The sequence below is a fragment of the Pseudomonas sp. MEJ108 genome, assembly GCF_030208985.1.
In the GTDB taxonomy this organism is placed as follows: domain Bacteria; phylum Pseudomonadota; class Gammaproteobacteria; order Pseudomonadales; family Pseudomonadaceae; genus Aquipseudomonas; species Aquipseudomonas fragariae.
On the sequence record NZ_JARVSW010000040.1, the window covers coordinates 196,389 to 211,766 of the forward strand.

At 59.8% G+C, this 15,378-nt stretch carries 15 protein-coding genes; 14 read left to right on the plus strand and 1 reads right to left on the minus strand.

Annotated features, from left to right (window positions below; translation table 11 throughout):
* Nucleotides 1-56 precede the first annotated feature (56 nt).
* Both thiC and cytX read left to right on the plus strand, forming a co-directional pair.
* Nucleotides 57-1,946: a phosphomethylpyrimidine synthase ThiC gene (thiC, locus tag QRN50_RS18210; protein ID WP_096126607.1), complete on the plus strand. Its 1,890-nt coding sequence runs from the start codon at nucleotides 57-59 to the stop codon at nucleotides 1,944-1,946.
* Nucleotides 1,947-2,377: 431 nt separating this feature from the next.
* On the plus strand, nucleotides 2,378-3,667 hold the full coding sequence (gene cytX, locus QRN50_RS18215; RefSeq protein WP_024641177.1) for a putative hydroxymethylpyrimidine transporter CytX: 1,290 nt from the start codon (nucleotides 2,378-2,380) through the stop codon (nucleotides 3,665-3,667).
* On the opposite strand, the gene QRN50_RS18220 is transcribed toward cytX, so the two are convergent.
* The gene (locus QRN50_RS18220) at nucleotides 3,636-4,382 is read right to left on the minus strand and encodes an RsiV family protein (RefSeq protein WP_024641178.1); all 747 of its coding nucleotides are present in this window, start codon (nucleotides 4,380-4,382) and stop codon (nucleotides 3,636-3,638) included. The two genes, cytX and QRN50_RS18220, sit on opposite strands and share 32 nt — an antisense overlap.
* 207 nt (nucleotides 4,383-4,589) lie before the next feature.
* Here QRN50_RS18220 and QRN50_RS18225 point away from each other — a divergent pair, with 207 nt between their 5' ends.
* From QRN50_RS18225 to QRN50_RS18280, 12 genes are all read left to right on the plus strand, one after another.
* Nucleotides 4,590-5,207: an NUDIX domain-containing protein gene (locus tag QRN50_RS18225; RefSeq protein ID WP_003402866.1), complete on the plus strand. Its 618-nt coding sequence runs from the start codon at nucleotides 4,590-4,592 to the stop codon at nucleotides 5,205-5,207.
* The gene (locus tag QRN50_RS18230) at nucleotides 5,198-5,650 is read left to right on the plus strand and encodes a DUF1249 domain-containing protein (RefSeq protein ID WP_002551796.1); all 453 of its coding nucleotides are present in this window, start codon (nucleotides 5,198-5,200) and stop codon (nucleotides 5,648-5,650) included. Before QRN50_RS18225 ends, QRN50_RS18230 begins: the two co-directional genes overlap by 10 nt.
* Before the next feature lie 196 nt (nucleotides 5,651-5,846).
* Nucleotides 5,847-6,254 (plus strand): hypothetical protein, encoded by a 408-nt coding sequence (locus QRN50_RS18235; RefSeq protein WP_016567051.1) that lies wholly within the window; start codon nucleotides 5,847-5,849, stop codon nucleotides 6,252-6,254.
* On the plus strand, nucleotides 6,251-6,616 hold the full coding sequence (locus QRN50_RS18240) for a hypothetical protein (protein ID WP_096127110.1): 366 nt from the start codon (nucleotides 6,251-6,253) through the stop codon (nucleotides 6,614-6,616). Before QRN50_RS18235 ends, QRN50_RS18240 begins: the two co-directional genes overlap by 4 nt.
* A gap of 87 nt (nucleotides 6,617-6,703) precedes the next feature.
* Complete coding sequence (gene cpdA, locus QRN50_RS18245) at nucleotides 6,704-7,510, plus strand: 3',5'-cyclic-AMP phosphodiesterase (protein ID WP_080377231.1); 807 nt, start codon at nucleotides 6,704-6,706, stop codon at nucleotides 7,508-7,510.
* A gap of 88 nt (nucleotides 7,511-7,598) precedes the next feature.
* Nucleotides 7,599-8,216, plus strand: a complete 618-nt coding sequence (locus QRN50_RS18250) for a YqiA/YcfP family alpha/beta fold hydrolase (protein WP_058398814.1) — start codon at nucleotides 7,599-7,601, stop codon at nucleotides 8,214-8,216.
* A gap of 76 nt (nucleotides 8,217-8,292) precedes the next feature.
* Nucleotides 8,293-10,197, plus strand: a complete 1,905-nt coding sequence (gene parE / locus QRN50_RS18255) for a DNA topoisomerase IV subunit B (RefSeq protein WP_003431952.1) — start codon at nucleotides 8,293-8,295, stop codon at nucleotides 10,195-10,197.
* Nucleotides 10,194-11,171: an esterase-like activity of phytase family protein gene (locus tag QRN50_RS18260; RefSeq protein WP_003402876.1), complete on the plus strand. Its 978-nt coding sequence runs from the start codon at nucleotides 10,194-10,196 to the stop codon at nucleotides 11,169-11,171. The genes parE and QRN50_RS18260 overlap by 4 nt, the downstream gene beginning before the upstream one ends.
* Nucleotides 11,172-11,209: 38 nt before the next feature.
* Nucleotides 11,210-11,689 (plus strand): retropepsin-like aspartic protease family protein, encoded by a 480-nt coding sequence (locus QRN50_RS18265; protein ID WP_161633373.1) that lies wholly within the window; start codon nucleotides 11,210-11,212, stop codon nucleotides 11,687-11,689.
* Between the two features lie 10 nt (nucleotides 11,690-11,699).
* Nucleotides 11,700-13,955 carry a DNA topoisomerase IV subunit A gene (parC, locus tag QRN50_RS18270; protein WP_011266486.1) on the plus strand — a complete coding sequence of 752 codons (2,256 nt, stop codon included), beginning with the start codon at nucleotides 11,700-11,702 and terminating at the stop codon, nucleotides 13,953-13,955.
* Between the two features lie 183 nt (nucleotides 13,956-14,138).
* A complete protein-coding gene (locus QRN50_RS18275) occupies nucleotides 14,139-14,834 on the plus strand; it encodes a PqiC family protein (protein ID WP_024641182.1) in 696 nt (231 codons plus the stop codon).
* A 272-nt stretch (nucleotides 14,835-15,106) separates the two neighbouring features.
* Nucleotides 15,107-15,378 (plus strand): transposase (locus tag QRN50_RS18280; RefSeq protein ID WP_285427581.1); only part of this gene is annotated, 272 nt, incomplete at its 3' end.

Genomic DNA, 15,378 nt, shown 5'->3' on the forward strand with positions numbered 1-15,378 from the left:
CGTCATGTCAGGTCACTCCGACAATAAATCCGCAACTGGATGTCTGGAGAGCCGTGATGAGTATAAAAGCAAAAAACGCAGCCCATTTGAGCGAGTCGGCGCAGGTCGATTCCGGATCGGTACAGCCGTTTACCCGTTCGCAGAAAATCTACGTTCAGGGCTCGCGCCCGGACATCCGCGTGCCGATGCGCGAAATCACCCTGGATGTCACCCCGACTGACTTTGGCGGCGAGATCAACGCCCCGGTCACGGTCTATGACACCTCGGGGCCCTACACCGACCCCAATGTGATCATCGACGTGCGCAAAGGCCTGGCTGACGTGCGCTCGCCATGGATCGACTCGCGCAATGACACCGAGCGTCTGCCGGGCCTGAGTTCCAACTTCGGCCAGCAACGCCTGAGCGATGCCGAGCTCACCGCGCTGCGCTTTGCCCATGTGCGCAACCCGCGCCGGGCCAAGGCCGGTGCCAACGTCAGCCAGATGCACTATGCGCGTCAGGGCATCATTACCGCCGAGATGGAATGCGTCGCCATCCGCGAGAACATGAAGCTTCAGGAAGCCCGCGCCGCAGGTCTGCTGACCCAGCAACATGCCGGGCACAGCTTTGGCGCGAGCATTCCGAAGGAAATCACTGCCGAGTTCGTGCGTGAAGAGATTGCCCGGGGCCGCGCGATCATCCCGGCCAACATCAACCACGTCGAGCTTGAGCCGATGATCATCGGCCGCAACTTCCTGGTGAAGATCAACGGCAACATCGGCAACAGCGCACTGGGCTCTTCCATTGAAGAAGAGGTCGCCAAGCTGACCTGGGGTATCCGCTGGGGCTCGGACACGGTCATGGACCTGTCCACCGGCAAGCACATTCACGAAACCCGTGAGTGGATCATCCGCAATTCGCCGGTGCCGATCGGTACGGTGCCGATCTATCAGGCGCTGGAAAAAGTGGGGGGTGCAGCCGAGGACCTGACCTGGGAGCTGTTCCGCGACACGCTGATCGAGCAGGCCGAGCAGGGCGTCGATTACTTCACCATCCACGCCGGAGTGCTGCTGCGTTACGTGCCGCTGACCGCCAAGCGTGTCACCGGTATCGTCAGCCGTGGCGGTTCGATCATGGCCAAATGGTGCCTGGCGCACCACAAGGAAAACTTCCTTTACACCCATTTCGAAGACATCTGCGAAATCATGAAGGCCTACGACGTCAGCTTCTCGCTGGGCGACGGCCTGCGTCCGGGCTCGATTGCCGACGCCAACGATGCGGCGCAGTTCGGCGAACTGGAAACGCTTGGCGAACTGACCAAGATTGCCTGGAAACATGACGTGCAGACCATGATCGAAGGCCCCGGCCATGTGCCGATGCAGTTGATCAAGGAAAACATGGACAAGCAGCTGGAATGCTGCGACGAAGCGCCGTTCTACACCCTGGGCCCGCTGACCACCGACATCGCGCCGGGTTACGACCACATCACCTCGGGCATCGGCGCGGCCATGATCGGCTGGTTCGGCTGCGCCATGCTGTGTTACGTCACGCCCAAGGAGCATCTGGGGCTGCCGAACAAGGATGACGTCAAAACCGGGATCATCACCTACAAGATCGCGGCCCATGCGGCGGACCTTGCCAAAGGCCACCCGGGTGCGCAGATCCGTGACAACGCGTTGAGCAAGGCGCGTTTCGAGTTCCGCTGGGAAGACCAGTTCAACCTCGGCCTGGACCCGGACACCGCGCGTTCGTACCACGACGAAACCCTGCCCAAGGATTCGGCCAAGGTCGCGCATTTCTGCTCCATGTGCGGGCCTAAATTCTGCTCGATGAAGATCACTCAGGAAGTCCGCGAGTACGCCGCCAATCAGCGCATCGATGCGGTAGACGTCGACGTTGCCAAGGGCTTGGCCGAACAGGCCGAGCGCTTCAAGCAGGAGGGCAGTCAGCTGTACAAGAAGGTGTAGAGGGCGATAGCCCGTCGTTATACACAGTTCCGCTTTGATTCTGCCCGAAGGGCGTAGGAGCGACCGGGGCGGCGATCCGCATTGTTCGCGAAAGCTTTATTCCGGGCGATACATCTTCAGCGGATGTAACGACCCTTTCGCGAACAAGTTCGCTCCCACGGCCTTCGGCCAGAATCAGAAGCGGACTTGTGCATAGCGATGCATCGGACACAGAGCACGCTTCTGCCCGAAGGGCGTAGGAGCGACCGGGGCGGCGATCCGCATTGTTCGCGAAAGCTTTATTCCGGGCGATACATCTTCAGCGGATGTAACGACCCTTTCGCGAACAAGTTCGCTCCTACGGCCTTCGGCCAGAAGCCCGCTCTGCGTCCGATTCTGAGGGTGCAGTGCGGCTTCACCCGGTTCCTTGACTTCCCACACGAGACACCCCTGTGAATACACCCGGCACCTATTCTCCCGATACCCCAGTCCCCGCCAGCCAGCGTGTGTTCGGCGGGCGGGATCTGTTTTCCCTGTGGTTTTCCCTCGGCATCGGCTTGATGGTGTTGCAGACCGGTGCCTTGCTGGCACCGGGGCTGGGCATGTCCGGCTCGATGCTGGCAATTTTCCTCGGCACGCTGGTGGGCGTCTTGCTGCTCGCCAGCGTCGGCGTGATCGGCAGCGATACCGGCCTGTCGTCCATGGCCGCGCTGAAGCTCAGCCTGGGCAGCAAGGGCGCGTCGCTGCCAGCGGTCTTGAACCTGCTGCAACTGATCGGTTGGGGTTCGTTCGAGATCATCGTCATGCGCGACGCAGCCAGTCTGCTCGGCGCGCGGGCCTTTGCAGAGGGCAGCCTGTGGAGCAGTCCGCTGCTCTGGACGCTGTTGTTCGGCACACTGGCCACACTGTTGGCCGTCAGCGGACCCTTGACCTTCGTGCGCCGGTTTCTGCGCAAGTGGGGCCTGTGGATACTCTTGACGGCGTGTGCATGGCTGACCTGGAACCTGCTGGCCAAGGCTGATCTGACCGCGCTGTGGGCAACGTCCGGCGATGGCTCGCTGCCGTTTGCCTCGGGGTTCGACATTGCCATCGCCATGCCGCTGTCTTGGCTGCCGCTGATTGCCGACTACTCACGCTTCGGGCAACGCGCGAAAAGTGTCTTCGGCGGCACGGCTGCGGGCTTTTTCATCGGCAACTTCTGGCTGATGAGCCTGGGCGTCGCCTACACCCTGGCGTTCGCCCCGAGCGGCGAGGTCAATGCCTTGCTGCTGGCACTGGCCGGCGCAGGTCTGGGTATCCCGCTGCTCCTGATTCTGCTGGACGAGACGGAAAATGCGTTCGCCGATATTCACTCGGCTGCAGTCTCCAGTGCTCTGTTGTCACGCATCAAGGTCGAGCATCTGGCGTTGGTGATTGGCGTGATCTGTACGCTGATCGCCTGTCTGGCACCGCTGGCGCAGTATCAGAACTTTCTGTTATTGATCGGCTCGGTATTCGCGCCACTGTTCGGCGTCGTGCTGGTTGACCATTTCATCCTGCGTGGTCGCAGTGGTCAGGCAGCGGAGGGCGGTTTGCGCTGGATGAGCCTGCTGGCGTGGCTCGGCGGGCTCAGCACCTACCACCTGCTGGCCAATCTTTATCCGGAAGTGGGCGCAACACTGCCAGCGCTCATTGTCGCTGGCGTGTTGCAACTGCTGATCGGCAGTGCGATCAACTGCGGCCGGGGAACAGTTCCGGCTTGAGGATGCCATTGAGCTGAGGATAAGGAATCTTCAGCTCGATGTGACCCATCGAATACGGCGCGATGGTATCGACCGAGTACTTGAGGATCACTGCACCGTAGGTCAGCGCAATGTGGGGCGTGCGCTTGAACGGCCAGGTCTTCATGAACTCGCTGTCTTCATTCATCTTGGTCGATACCAGCCAGCCCTGGTGGGCCAGTTGGGCTTTCTGCCAGAACTCGCTTTCCTTGCCCGGGATGATCATGTCAGCCAGGGTCAGGACTTTCTGCTGCTGACGCGAATAGTTGATGAACGCCCGACCCGGGTTGCCGTGGGCACCGCCGGTCTCCAGATAGCTGGACAGTTCGACCACTACGATACCGTCATGCTGCTCGCGTACCTTGGCCTGCAGATAGCTGGCGTTGCGACCCTGAGCCTGACTCAGGAACTGTTCCTGATAGGCTTTGATCGACGCAGGTGGCGATGCGCTGCTGTCGGCAACGGTCAGTTGCAGCAACGTCTTCTGAACGATGGCGTCCAGTCGCGGCTCATCGGGGAAATGCACGGTATCGATGTTCACCAGCGGGCAGTCGGCCGTGGTGCAGCCCGGCTTGATCAGCTCGGAAGCATCGCGCTGGACTTGCAGCGGTGTGCGCATGTTGGGCGTGAAGAGGCTTTGGCAGGCGCCGAGCAACAGGGCCAGGCAAGCCAGTGAAGTGATCCTCAATAACGACATGTTGATCCTTGGCAGTGTCAGTAAAGGCGGTTGCGTTGTACGTATGCAGGCTGGTTGGACTGTAGACAACGTCTTCGGTTCGATCATGGCAGATTAGAATTGTTTTAAGTCCCGGCCGTCTACCCTGCATCTTCAAGGGGGCTGCATCTGACTGCCGATGCGCGTTAGGATGGCCCGATGTCAAACACGGCGGCCAGCGAGAAACCCATGACCCAGACCACACGATCTGCACCAAGCGCTTTTGAAACCATAAAGCGTGAAAACTGCTTCAAGGGCTTCTATAAGCTGGACAAGCTGCATGTGCGCCACGAATTGTTCGCCGGCGGGATGAGCAAGGAAATCAGCCGCGAACTGTTCGTTCGCCACGACGCCGTCTGCGTGCTGCCTTATGACGCCAAGCGTGACGAAGTGGTGCTCATCGAGCAGTTTCGTGTAGGCGCCATGAAAAAGACCAACAACCCCTGGCTGGTCGAACTGGTCGCAGGTCTGATCGACAAGGACGAGCAGCCGGAAGAAGTTGCTCATCGCGAGGCGGAGGAGGAAGCTGGGCTGAAGTTCGAAGCGCTGTGGCCGATCACCAAATACTTCCCCTCGCCGGGTGGCAGCGACGAGTTCGTTCACCTGTTTCTGGGGCGTTGCAGCAGTGAAGGGGCGGGCGGCTTGCACGGGCTGGAGGCCGAAGGTGAAGACATCCGGGTAACAGTCTGGTCATTCGATGACGCATTGCAGGCGATGAAAGACGGAACAATCAAGAACGCATCGACGATCATCGCCTTGCAATGGCTGGCGCTGAATCGTGCCGAGATAAGGGGTTTATGGTCGTGAATCTATTGCGCGAGCGCTACCGTGTCGATCTTGCCGGACTGCAGGCTGCGTGCGAGGCCAACTACGCGCGCCTGATGCGCCTGTTGCCCGACATGCGCAACGAACAGCGCTCACGCCGCGTCGCCGTTACCCAGGGTGATCAGATGCTGGGCGTACTGGCCGTCGAAGTGTTGCTCGACTGCCCGTACACCACCACCTTGCAAGTCCGCCAGGAACACAGCCTGCCGTGGCTGCCGGTGCCAGTGCTCGAAGTACAGGTCTATCACGACGCCCGCATGGCCGAAGTCATCGGCGCCGAACACGCGAGGCGCTTTCGCGGCATCTATCCCTACCCCAATGCCGACATGCACCAGCCAGACGAAAAGGCCCAGCTCAACCTGTTTCTGGGCGAATGGCTGAGTCACTGCCTGGCGTGTGGGCATGAGTTTGAGGCGGTGCGCTGATCTATTCGCAATTCTGAATTTTTTATCTCGACCGGCCTCATGACCTATTTATTCAGTTGTGAATGACTTTGGCCGTCAGTGTTTATGCCTCAGGCATGTAGGTCGTGTCTGAATATATTCAAAGCGAGCAGCGTGTCCTTGAATTTGAAATTCCATGGCTTACATTCGCCATGACTTTCATTTACAGGCATAACGAATGAGCTATTTAGGGAGCCATCTGAATCATTGTCGGGCTGTGCCTTTCAACTGGTACGACACATGGCTTGTAGTAGTAAGCGGTGACGGCCCGAATATCTGTGGGCATGCCTTGTTGAAAGCGGGAGAGTTTTATTTTCATATTGCCGGGTTGGCCGAACGGCCGTACTTTATGAGTGAAACTGATTACAGGCGTTATCTCAATGAATCCTCGAAAACAGAGCTGTTCCGTCGAAGAATACTTCTGACCGAGCCCGATGCGGCGCAGCGCAAGCTTGAGGAGCTTAGCGCCAAGCCGTGGCACTGGTTTGGCATCCCCAATAATTGTGTTTCTTATGTCGAAGAGATTTTCAGTGCTGGCGGCTCTCGGGAATCCATGATTACCAATTGTCCAGTGAGATGGCGATGATTATCTATCGGGCTTTGATTGGTGGTTTCACTGGACTCATCTTCGGCCTTCTCCTATATGTCGGACTGATAATCCTGACAGGCAGCACTCTGCGTGGGGAGCACTCGCTGTATATGGCCATTATCGGAGCGGTCATCGGTATTCTGTCTTTGAGGCTCATGCCGTGGATCGTTCATCTGGCTGGATTGGCAGGAATGATTCTTGGTGTTGCCCTGGAGCTTTTGCTGGCGGGATATCTCTGGCCCGGAATGCCTTATGAGCGCGTGTTGAGCTATCTCTTGGGTGCGGGACTGGCAGGCATGGTTTCGGCCGGACTTATTGCTTCAATTGTGCTCAAGCACCGAGCGAATCAGCAAATGTGACCAAATGCTCGTCCGCACGCACATTCCCGGTTTACCCGCTCGCTGCCGCATCACATAATCGCGCTGAATCCTCTCTGGGAGACGGTCTTGCCGAGCGCAGCCCTTTCGTCGTCAGTTTTGCTGGTCCAGCTGTCCGACAGCCACTTGTTCGCCGAGGCGGACGGTGCGTTGTTGGGTATGAGCACCCGCGACAGTCTGGAAAAAGTCGTTGATCGAGTGCTGGCCGAGCAGCCGCACATTGATCTTGTGGTCGCCAGCGGCGATATCTCCCAAGACGGCAGCGTCGAGTCTTACCAAGCGTTTCGTCGGATAAGCGGGCGGATCGATGCGCCAGCGCGCTGGTTCGCCGGTAATCACGACGAACTGCCGCAGATGGAGCAGGTTGCGCAGCATAACGGGCTGCTCGACCCTGTGGTGGATATCGGTCAATGGCGGGTGACGCTGCTGGATTCGGCGGTGCCTGGTTCGGTGCCGGGTTTTCTCGCGGACACGCAATTGCAGTTGCTGGAGCAGTCGCTGAGCGAAGCGCCTGATCGGCATCATCTGATCTGTTTGCACCATCACCCGGTGGCTATTGGTTGTGAGTGGATGGCGCCGATCGGCTTGCGCAATGCCGATGCGTTATTTGCTGTGCTCGATCGTTTTGCACAGGTTCGCGCCATACTGTGGGGGCATGTGCATCAGGAGTTCGACCAGATGCGTAACGGTGTGCGCCTGCTGGCGTCGCCCTCGACCTGTATTCAGTTCGCCCCGGGCAGTGCCGATTTCAAGGTGGACACCACGGCGCCGGGCTATCGCTGGCTGCGACTGCACGACGATGGACGGCTGGAAACGGCTGTTTCCCGAGTGGTCGGCCTGGAATTCGAGGTCGATTACGGCGGCACCGGCTATTGATCGGGCAGGCGGATACGTTTCCGGTGAGGTGCTGTAGCGTAAGTCCCTGTAAACTACACGGCTTTGCCTTGCACCCGGGAGCGACAGCGTGACGAGCGATACACCTTCACTGCTATACATCCATGGCTTGAACAGCTCGGCCCTGTCGAGAAAGGCCTGTCAGTTGAGCGCGCTGATGAAGTCCCTGGGTCTGGCTGATCGTCTGCAAGTCCCTGAACTGCATCACCATCCGCGTCAGGCCATGCTCCAGCTTGAAGCGGCCATCACGGCGCTGGGACGGCCATTACTGGTCGGCAGCTCCCTCGGCGGCTACTATGCGACTCATTTGGCGCAGCGGCACGGCCTCAAGGCGGTGCTGATCAACCCGGCAGTCAATCCGCATCAGCTGTTCGACGGGTTTCTCGGCGTGCAACAGAACCTGTACACCGGCGAGCAGTGGCAGTTGACCGAAGACCATATTCGGGCGCTGGCCGAGCTGGAGGTACCCGCGCCGCAGGATCCGCAGCAGTTTCAGGTGTGGTTGCAGACCGGTGACGAGACGCTCGATTATCGTCGTGCCGAGAAGTTTTACCGCAGCTGCGCCTTGCGTATTCAGGCGGGCGGCGACCACAGCTTTCAGGGCTTTGCCGAGCACATGCCAGCACTGCTGACCGTTGCCGGATTTGCCCCCGATCTGTTGCAGAAGATCGATCTGTCGGCGCTGTAGGTGATCGATGCCCGGTCACATGAATGCAAGAACATTGAACCCCCGAAATTCCATGAAAGATTGATATCGAGAACCCATGGCCAATCCCAGCGCTAGCTCTTATAACGCAGACGCCATCGAAGTCCTCTCGGGCCTCGATCCGGTTCGTAAACGTCCGGGCATGTACACCGACACCTCGCGGCCCAACCACCTGGCTCAGGAAGTCATCGACAACAGCGTCGACGAAGCCCTGGCCGGCCACGCGCGTTCGGTACAGGTCATCCTTCATGCCGACAATTCGCTCGAGGTGTCCGACGACGGCCGCGGCATGCCGGTGGACATCCACCCGGAAGAAGGCGTGTCCGGCGTCGAGCTGATCCTCACCAAGCTTCACGCAGGCGGCAAGTTCTCCAACAAGAACTATCAGTTCTCCGGCGGCCTGCACGGCGTGGGCATTTCCGTGGTCAACGCGCTGTCCACTCAGGTTCGGGTGCGGGTCAAGCGTGATGGCAACGAATATGAGATGACCTTCGCTGACGGCTACAAGGCCACCGAACTGGCGGTCGTCGGCACCGTCGGCAAGCGCAACACCGGGACCAGCGTCTATTTCGCCCCCGATCCGAAGTATTTCGATACACCGAAGTTTTCTGTCAGCCGTCTCAAGCATGTGCTCAAGGCCAAGGCAGTTCTGTGCCCGGGCCTGCTGGTCAGCTTCGAAGACAAATCCAGCGGCGAGAAAGTCGAGTGGCATTACGAAGACGGCCTGCGCTCCTACCTGCAGGACTCGGTCACCGAGTTCCTGCGCCTGCCGGACGAGCCGTTCTGCGGCAGCTTCACCGGTAACAAGGAAGCGGTCGACTGGGCGCTGCTGTGGCTGCCCGAAGGGGGTGACAGCGTTCAGGAAAGCTACGTCAACCTGATCCCGACCGCGCAGGGCGGCACCCACGTGAACGGCTTGCGCCAGGGTTTGCTGGATGCCATGCGCGAGTTCTGCGAGTTCCGCAACCTGTTGCCGCGTGGTGTGAAGCTGGCCCCGGAAGACGTCTGGGAACGCATTGCCTTCGTCCTGTCGATGAAAATGCAGGAGCCGCAGTTCTCCGGGCAGACCAAGGAACGTCTGTCGTCCCGTGAAGCGGCGGCGTTCGTCTCCGGCGTGGTCAAGGATGCGTTCAGCCTGTGGCTCAACACGCACTCCGAGCTGGGCCTGCAACTGGCCGATCTGGCGATCAACAACGCCGGTCGGCGCCTCAAGGCGAGCAAGAAGGTCGAGCGCAAGCGCATCACCCAAGGGCCGGCATTGCCGGGCAAGCTGGCCGACTGTGCCGGACAGGACCCGGCACGCTCCGAACTGTTTCTGGTCGAGGGTGATTCTGCCGGCGGTTCCGCCAAGCAGGCTCGCGACAAGGAGTTCCAGGCGATCCTGCCGCTGCGCGGCAAAATCCTCAACACCTGGGAAGTCGATGGCGGCGAAGTGCTCGCCAGTCAGGAAGTCCACAACATTGCCGTGGCCATCGGGGTTGACCCCGGCGCAGCCGATATCAGCCAGTTGCGTTACGGCAAGATCTGCATCCTGGCTGACGCCGACTCGGACGGTCTGCACATTGCGACGCTGCTGTGTGCGTTATTCGTGCAGCACTTCCGCCCGTTGGTTGACGCCGGGCATGTGTACGTCGCCATGCCGCCGCTGTACCGGATCGACCTCGGCAAGGAAATCTACTACGCGCTGGACGAAGCCGAGCGTGACGGGATCCTTGACCGTCTGGTCGCTGAAAAGAAACGTGGCAAGCCGCAGGTCACCCGATTCAAGGGCCTGGGTGAAATGAACCCGCCGCAGTTGCGCGAAACCACCATGGACCCGAACACCCGGCGCCTGGTGCAGCTCACGCTGGATGATTTCGCAGCCACGTCGGAAATGATGGACATGTTGCTGGCTAAGAAGCGTGCAGGTGATCGCAAGTCCTGGCTCGAATCCAAGGGCAACCTTGCCGAGGTCCTGACTTGATACGAGCCTGGCTCGCCGCCCTGATCCTGATTGCCGCGCCGGTTGTCGCTGCGCCACTCGAGGCCCTGAAGCTGCAATCCGAGCATCCGGTGGACGACATGGCGGGTGGCAATCTGTCAGGTCTGGCGATGTGCAATGGCCAGTTGTGGACCGTGTCCGACCGTGACGACGATGTGCTGTACAGCCTGGATGTGTCGCAAGACACCTGGAAGGCTCAGTCACATCATATTGACGCACCTGCGCCACAAAGCTATCTGCCGTTGAAGTTGCGTTTCATGGCCGGGCTTTCCGCGCTGATACGCGGCGGTAGTCTGGATTTCGAGGGTGTCAGCTGTGATGCAGCCGGCAATCGCTATCTGGTCAGCGAGGCTTATGGCACGGTGCTCAAGGTTCCGGTGAGTGGCAAACCGTTCTGGCTGGATTTGCCGAAGGAACTGGTGGATCAGGCGCGGGCTCAGGGCATGTTGCAGCGTTTCAACGCGATTTTCGAAGGGATTGCCGTCAGTCCGGCAGGCGACCGTCTCTGGCTGGCGGCCGAACGCGAGAAGCGCGGCTTGCTGGTGGTGCAACGCGACAAGGAGCAGTGGACCTGCGGGCAAAGCTGCGTGCTGCTGTCCGAGTCCGGTCTGGACGCGTTGCCGCCGGAGCAGGGCAGCAAAAAGGTGTCGACGGATTTTTCTGATGTGTCGTTGTACAACGGCAAGCTGTTCACGCTGGAACGTGCGGTGTATCGCATCTGTCGGCGTGATCTCGAAACCGGGCAGGTCGAGCGTTGCTGGTCGTTCGCCAAGGAAGCCATGGTGCCGTCGCGTCGTTACGATCAACCCTACGGGCTGACCGAGGCACTGGTGGTGGACGAGAAGGGCGCGTGGATCGGCATCGACAATAATTTCGGTGTGCGTGCCGACGGTGAGAAACGCCCGATCGTCTGGCGTTTCGCTGCGCCTGAGGCGGGCTGGAGTGCCGGGCAGTGAGCGACGTGCAGCCCGGCAAGCGCGCTGGCAAGGTGCTGATGATCATGGCTTGGGCGGCCGGTCTGTTTCTCGCGACGCGCTTTTTCGGCGATTGGGAAGACCGGCAGCAGAATCCCAACGCCGTGGTCACCTCGCAACACGGTGACGGCTATATAGAAGTGCAGCTGGCAGGCAATCGACAGGGGCACTTCGTCACGACAGGCCAGATCAACGGCCGGACAGCGGAGTTCATGATCGACACCGGGGCGACCGATGTGGCCGTACCCGGTGATATGGCTGACCGCCTGGGGCTCAAGCGTGGCTTTCCGGTCACGGTCAGTACGGCCAATGGTAACAGTCAGGGTTTTCGAACCACGCTTGACCGCTTGCAACTGGGCGATATCGTCCTGACCAATGTGCGTGCCCTGGTGGCACCCGGTCTGGACGGTGAACAGGTGCTGCTGGGTATGAGCGCAATGAAACAACTCGAATTCACACAGCGTGGCGGCAATTTGCTGCTGCGCCAGTCAACGAAATGATGAGGCCCGCATGAGCGACTCCCTTGACCTCAGCCTGGATGGTGTAGAACGCCGATCACTGGCGGACTTCACCGAACAGGCCTACCTCAACTACTCCATGTACGTGATCATGGACCGTGCCTTGCCGCATATCGGTGACGGCCTGAAGCCTGTTCAGCGACGCATCATCTACGCGATGAGCGAACTGGGCCTGGGTGCCGACGCCAAGCACAAGAAGTCGGCGCGTACCGTCGGCGACGTGCTCGGCAAGTTCCACCCGCACGGCGACTCGGCCTGTTACGAGGCGATGGTGCTGATGGCTCAGCCGTTCAGCTATCGCTACACGCTGGTGGACGGGCAGGGCAACTGGGGTGCGCCGGATGATCCCAAATCCTTTGCCGCCATGCGCTACACCGAGGCGCGTCTGTCGCGCTACTCGGAAGTCCTGCTCAGTGAACTGGGTCAGGGCACCGCTGACTGGGTGCCGAACTTTGACGGCACGCTGGACGAACCCGCGGTGTTGCCGGCACGTCTGCCGAACATCCTGCTCAATGGCACCACCGGCATTGCCGTCGGTATGGCGACCGATGTGCCGCCGCATAACCTGCGCGAAGTCGCCAGTGCCTGCGTTCGTCTGCTGGACGATCCCAAGGCTACGGTTCCGGAGCTGTGCGAGCACATTCTCGGGCCGGACTATCCGACCGAAGCGGAAATCATCACGCCGCGTGCCGACCTGCTGAAAATCTACGAGACCGGGCGTGGCTCGGTGCGCATGCGTGCGGTTTACCGTATCGAAGATGGCGACATTATCGTCACCGCACTGCCGCATCAGGTCTCCGGTGCCAAGGTGCTGGAACAGATCGCCGCGCAGATGCAGGCCAAGAAACTGCCGATGGTTGCCGACCTGCGCGACGAGTCGGACCACGAAAACCCTTGCCGTATCGTGATCATCCCGCGCTCCAATCGGGTTGAGCTGGACGAGCTGATGCAGCACCTGTTCGCCACTACCGAGCTGGAATCCAGTTACCGGGTGAACATCAACATCATCGGTCTGGATGGCAAGCCGCAGCTCAAGAACCTCAAGACACTGCTCGGCGAATGGCTGACGTTCCGCATCGGTACGGTGCGTCGCCGTCTGCAATTCCGTCTGGACAAGGTCGAGCATCGTCTGCACCTGTTGGACGGTTTGCTCACGGCTTACCTGAACCTCGATGAAGTGATTCACATCATCCGTACCGCCGAGCATCCGAAGGCGGAGCTGATTGCGCGTTTCGATCTGTCGGAAATTCAGGCCGATTACATCCTCGACACCCGTCTGCGTCAGTTGGCGCGCCTGGAAGAGATGAAGCTGCGCAGCGAACAGGATGCCCTGCGCAAAGAGCAGGCCAAGCTTCTGGCGCTGTTGAGCAGTGAGTCCAAGCTGCGCAAGCTGGTGCGTGCCGAACTGATTGCCGACGCTGAAACCTATGGCGACGAGCGTCGTTCGCCCATCGTTGCCCGTGCCGAAGCCAAGGCGCTGTCTGAAAACGAATTGATGCCCACCGAGCCGGTGACTGTCGTGCTGTCGGAAAAAGGCTGGGTACGCTGTGCCAAGGGCCACGACATCGATGCGACCGGGCTTTCTTATAAAGCCGGGGATGGTTTCAAGACCTCGTCCATCGGCCGCTCCAATCAGTTCGCCGTGTTCATCGACTCGACCGGGCGCAGCTATTCGGTTGCCGCCCACACCCTGCCATCCGCGCGGGGCCAGGGCGAGCCGCTGACGGGCAAGCTGCAACCGCCACCGGGTGCGACCTTCGAATGCGTATTGCTGCCGGAAGATGATGCGTTGTACGTGATCGCGTCGGATGCCGGTTATGGTTTTGTCGTCAAAGGCGAAGACCTGCAAGCCAAGAACAAGGCGGGCAAGGCGCTGCTGAGCCTGCCGGCCGGGGCGAAAGTCATCCTGCCTCGCCCTGTGCCTGATCGTGAGCAGAACTGGCTGGCGGCGGTGACCACCGAAGGCCGCCTGCTGGTGTTCAAGATCAGCGATTTGCCGCAGTTGGGCAAAGGCAAGGGCAACAAGATCATTGGCATTCCGGGCGAGCGGGTGGCCAGTCGTGAAGAGTATGTGACCGATCTTGCGGTGATCGGACAAGGCGCTACGCTGGTACTTCAGGCGGGCAAACGAACGCTGTCGCTGAAACCTGAAGACCTCGAACATTACAAGGGGGAGCGCGGCAGACGTGGCAATAAACTGCCAAGGGGCTTCCAGAGGGTCGATGCATTATTGGTGGAAAATAGCTGAAAACATTGATCTGGCACCAAGGTTCTTCGTTTTGCCATGAAGTACGATGCATAATCGCTGGAGTCATGGTGCATATTCACGGATGATATGGGGTCTTGGGGTGCATGCGTGGCTCAGTGCCTGCATGGGTCTTGAAAGTACTTATACTGTGGCCTGTCTCTGGACGGCCACCTGGATGGGATGATGAATTTTCTACGCCTTCCCTTGATCCTGCTGATGACTGGCGTTCTGGGTCTGGCTGGTTGCAGTGTGCGCCAGCCGACCGCGCTTTATCAGCTCGATAGTGGTGAGCCTGGTCAGCCGAAACAGAGTAGTGGTCTGGCAGTTTTGCTGGGTCCTGTTTCGGTGGCCGACTATCTGCAACGCGAAACCCTGCTGCAACGCCAGCCTGACGGGACCTTGACCGCTTCGTCCGATGGGCGCTGGGCGGGCAACCTGTCTTCGGATATAGATCAGTTGCTCTTGCGTCAGCTGGCCTGGAAGCTCGACAGCCAGCGCGTCGTCATGGCGCCTGCGACGGCCAGTTTCACGCCCGATGTTCAGGTCGTGCTGTCCATCACCCGTCTGGACTCCGGGGCCAAGCAGCCTGCGGTACTGGATGCGCAATGGCGTCTTCTGGACCGTAAGGGCCATGTCCGTGACAGCCGACTGGTTCACCTGGAACAAGTCCATGCTGGCAGCTCTGCCGATCAGGTCAAGGCCCAGGGCATGCTGTTGCAGCGCCTGGCTGATCAGGTCAGCACGGCGATCAAGCCGATTTCCTGGCAGGCGCTCGATGAGCCGAAAAAAACGCCTGTCGCCAAGGCCAAAGAGCCTGACAAGCCAAGAATTCCGCTGGCTTCCCCCATACGCACCGATCTTGAAGTGTTCCGCTTCTAGGATTGGCCCAACAAAAAGCCCGCAGCGATGCGGGCTTTTTGTTGGGCGCTCATCTCTGGTTCCCACGCCCCAGCGTTCCTGACGCTTCGCACAGTCAGGATAGGACGCAGAGCGTCCAGAACGGCATGCCCACGCTGGAGCATGGGCACGATGGTGAACTGCGTGACGTCCCGGTGCGTGGGGCATGGGCACGGTGGTGACCTTGCGGACGCCTATCGTTCCTCACGCTCTGGTGTGACCCCCGAAGGTTGGATGCAACCTTTGGAGGCGTCATGGGTAAATATACAGAGCAGGCAAAACTCGCAGCCGTGAAAGAGTATTGTGCCGGCAAGGCAGGTTTGAGGGATGTTGCGCGTCGCCACGATGTGGACTTTTCCTGCCTTCGTCAGTGGGTCGCGGCTTATCAGATCCACGGCCCAGCCGCTCTTAAAGAGAAAAGGCGGCAGCGTTACAGTGACGAATTCAAGCTAGCTGTTTTGAAGCGCATGTATGATGAGCGATTATCACTGCGCCAGACAGCGGCCTTGTTCGATATCCGTCAGTT

What these genes read in the sequence shown, in the direction of transcription:
- QRN50_RS18220 (WP_024641178.1), bottom strand. Translation starts at nt 4,382, where the DNA reads ATGTCGTTATTGAGGATCACTTCACTGGCTTGCCTGGCCCTGTTGCTC.
- QRN50_RS18240 (WP_096127110.1), top strand. Translation starts at nt 6,251, where the DNA reads ATGATTATCTATCGGGCTTTGATTGGTGGTTTCACTGGACTCATCTTC.
- QRN50_RS18265 (WP_161633373.1), top strand. Translation starts at nt 11,210, where the DNA reads ATGATCATGGCTTGGGCGGCCGGTCTGTTTCTCGCGACGCGCTTTTTC.
- QRN50_RS18235 (WP_016567051.1), top strand. Translation starts at nt 5,847, where the DNA reads ATGAGCTATTTAGGGAGCCATCTGAATCATTGTCGGGCTGTGCCTTTC.
- QRN50_RS18230 (WP_002551796.1), top strand. Translation starts at nt 5,198, where the DNA reads ATGGTCGTGAATCTATTGCGCGAGCGCTACCGTGTCGATCTTGCCGGA.
- thiC (WP_096126607.1), top strand. Translation starts at nt 57, where the DNA reads ATGAGTATAAAAGCAAAAAACGCAGCCCATTTGAGCGAGTCGGCGCAG.
- parC (WP_011266486.1), top strand. Translation starts at nt 11,700, where the DNA reads ATGAGCGACTCCCTTGACCTCAGCCTGGATGGTGTAGAACGCCGATCA.
- QRN50_RS18225 (WP_003402866.1), top strand. Translation starts at nt 4,590, where the DNA reads ATGACCCAGACCACACGATCTGCACCAAGCGCTTTTGAAACCATAAAG.
- QRN50_RS18275 (WP_024641182.1), top strand. Translation starts at nt 14,139, where the DNA reads ATGAATTTTCTACGCCTTCCCTTGATCCTGCTGATGACTGGCGTTCTG.
- parE (WP_003431952.1), top strand. Translation starts at nt 8,293, where the DNA reads ATGGCCAATCCCAGCGCTAGCTCTTATAACGCAGACGCCATCGAAGTC.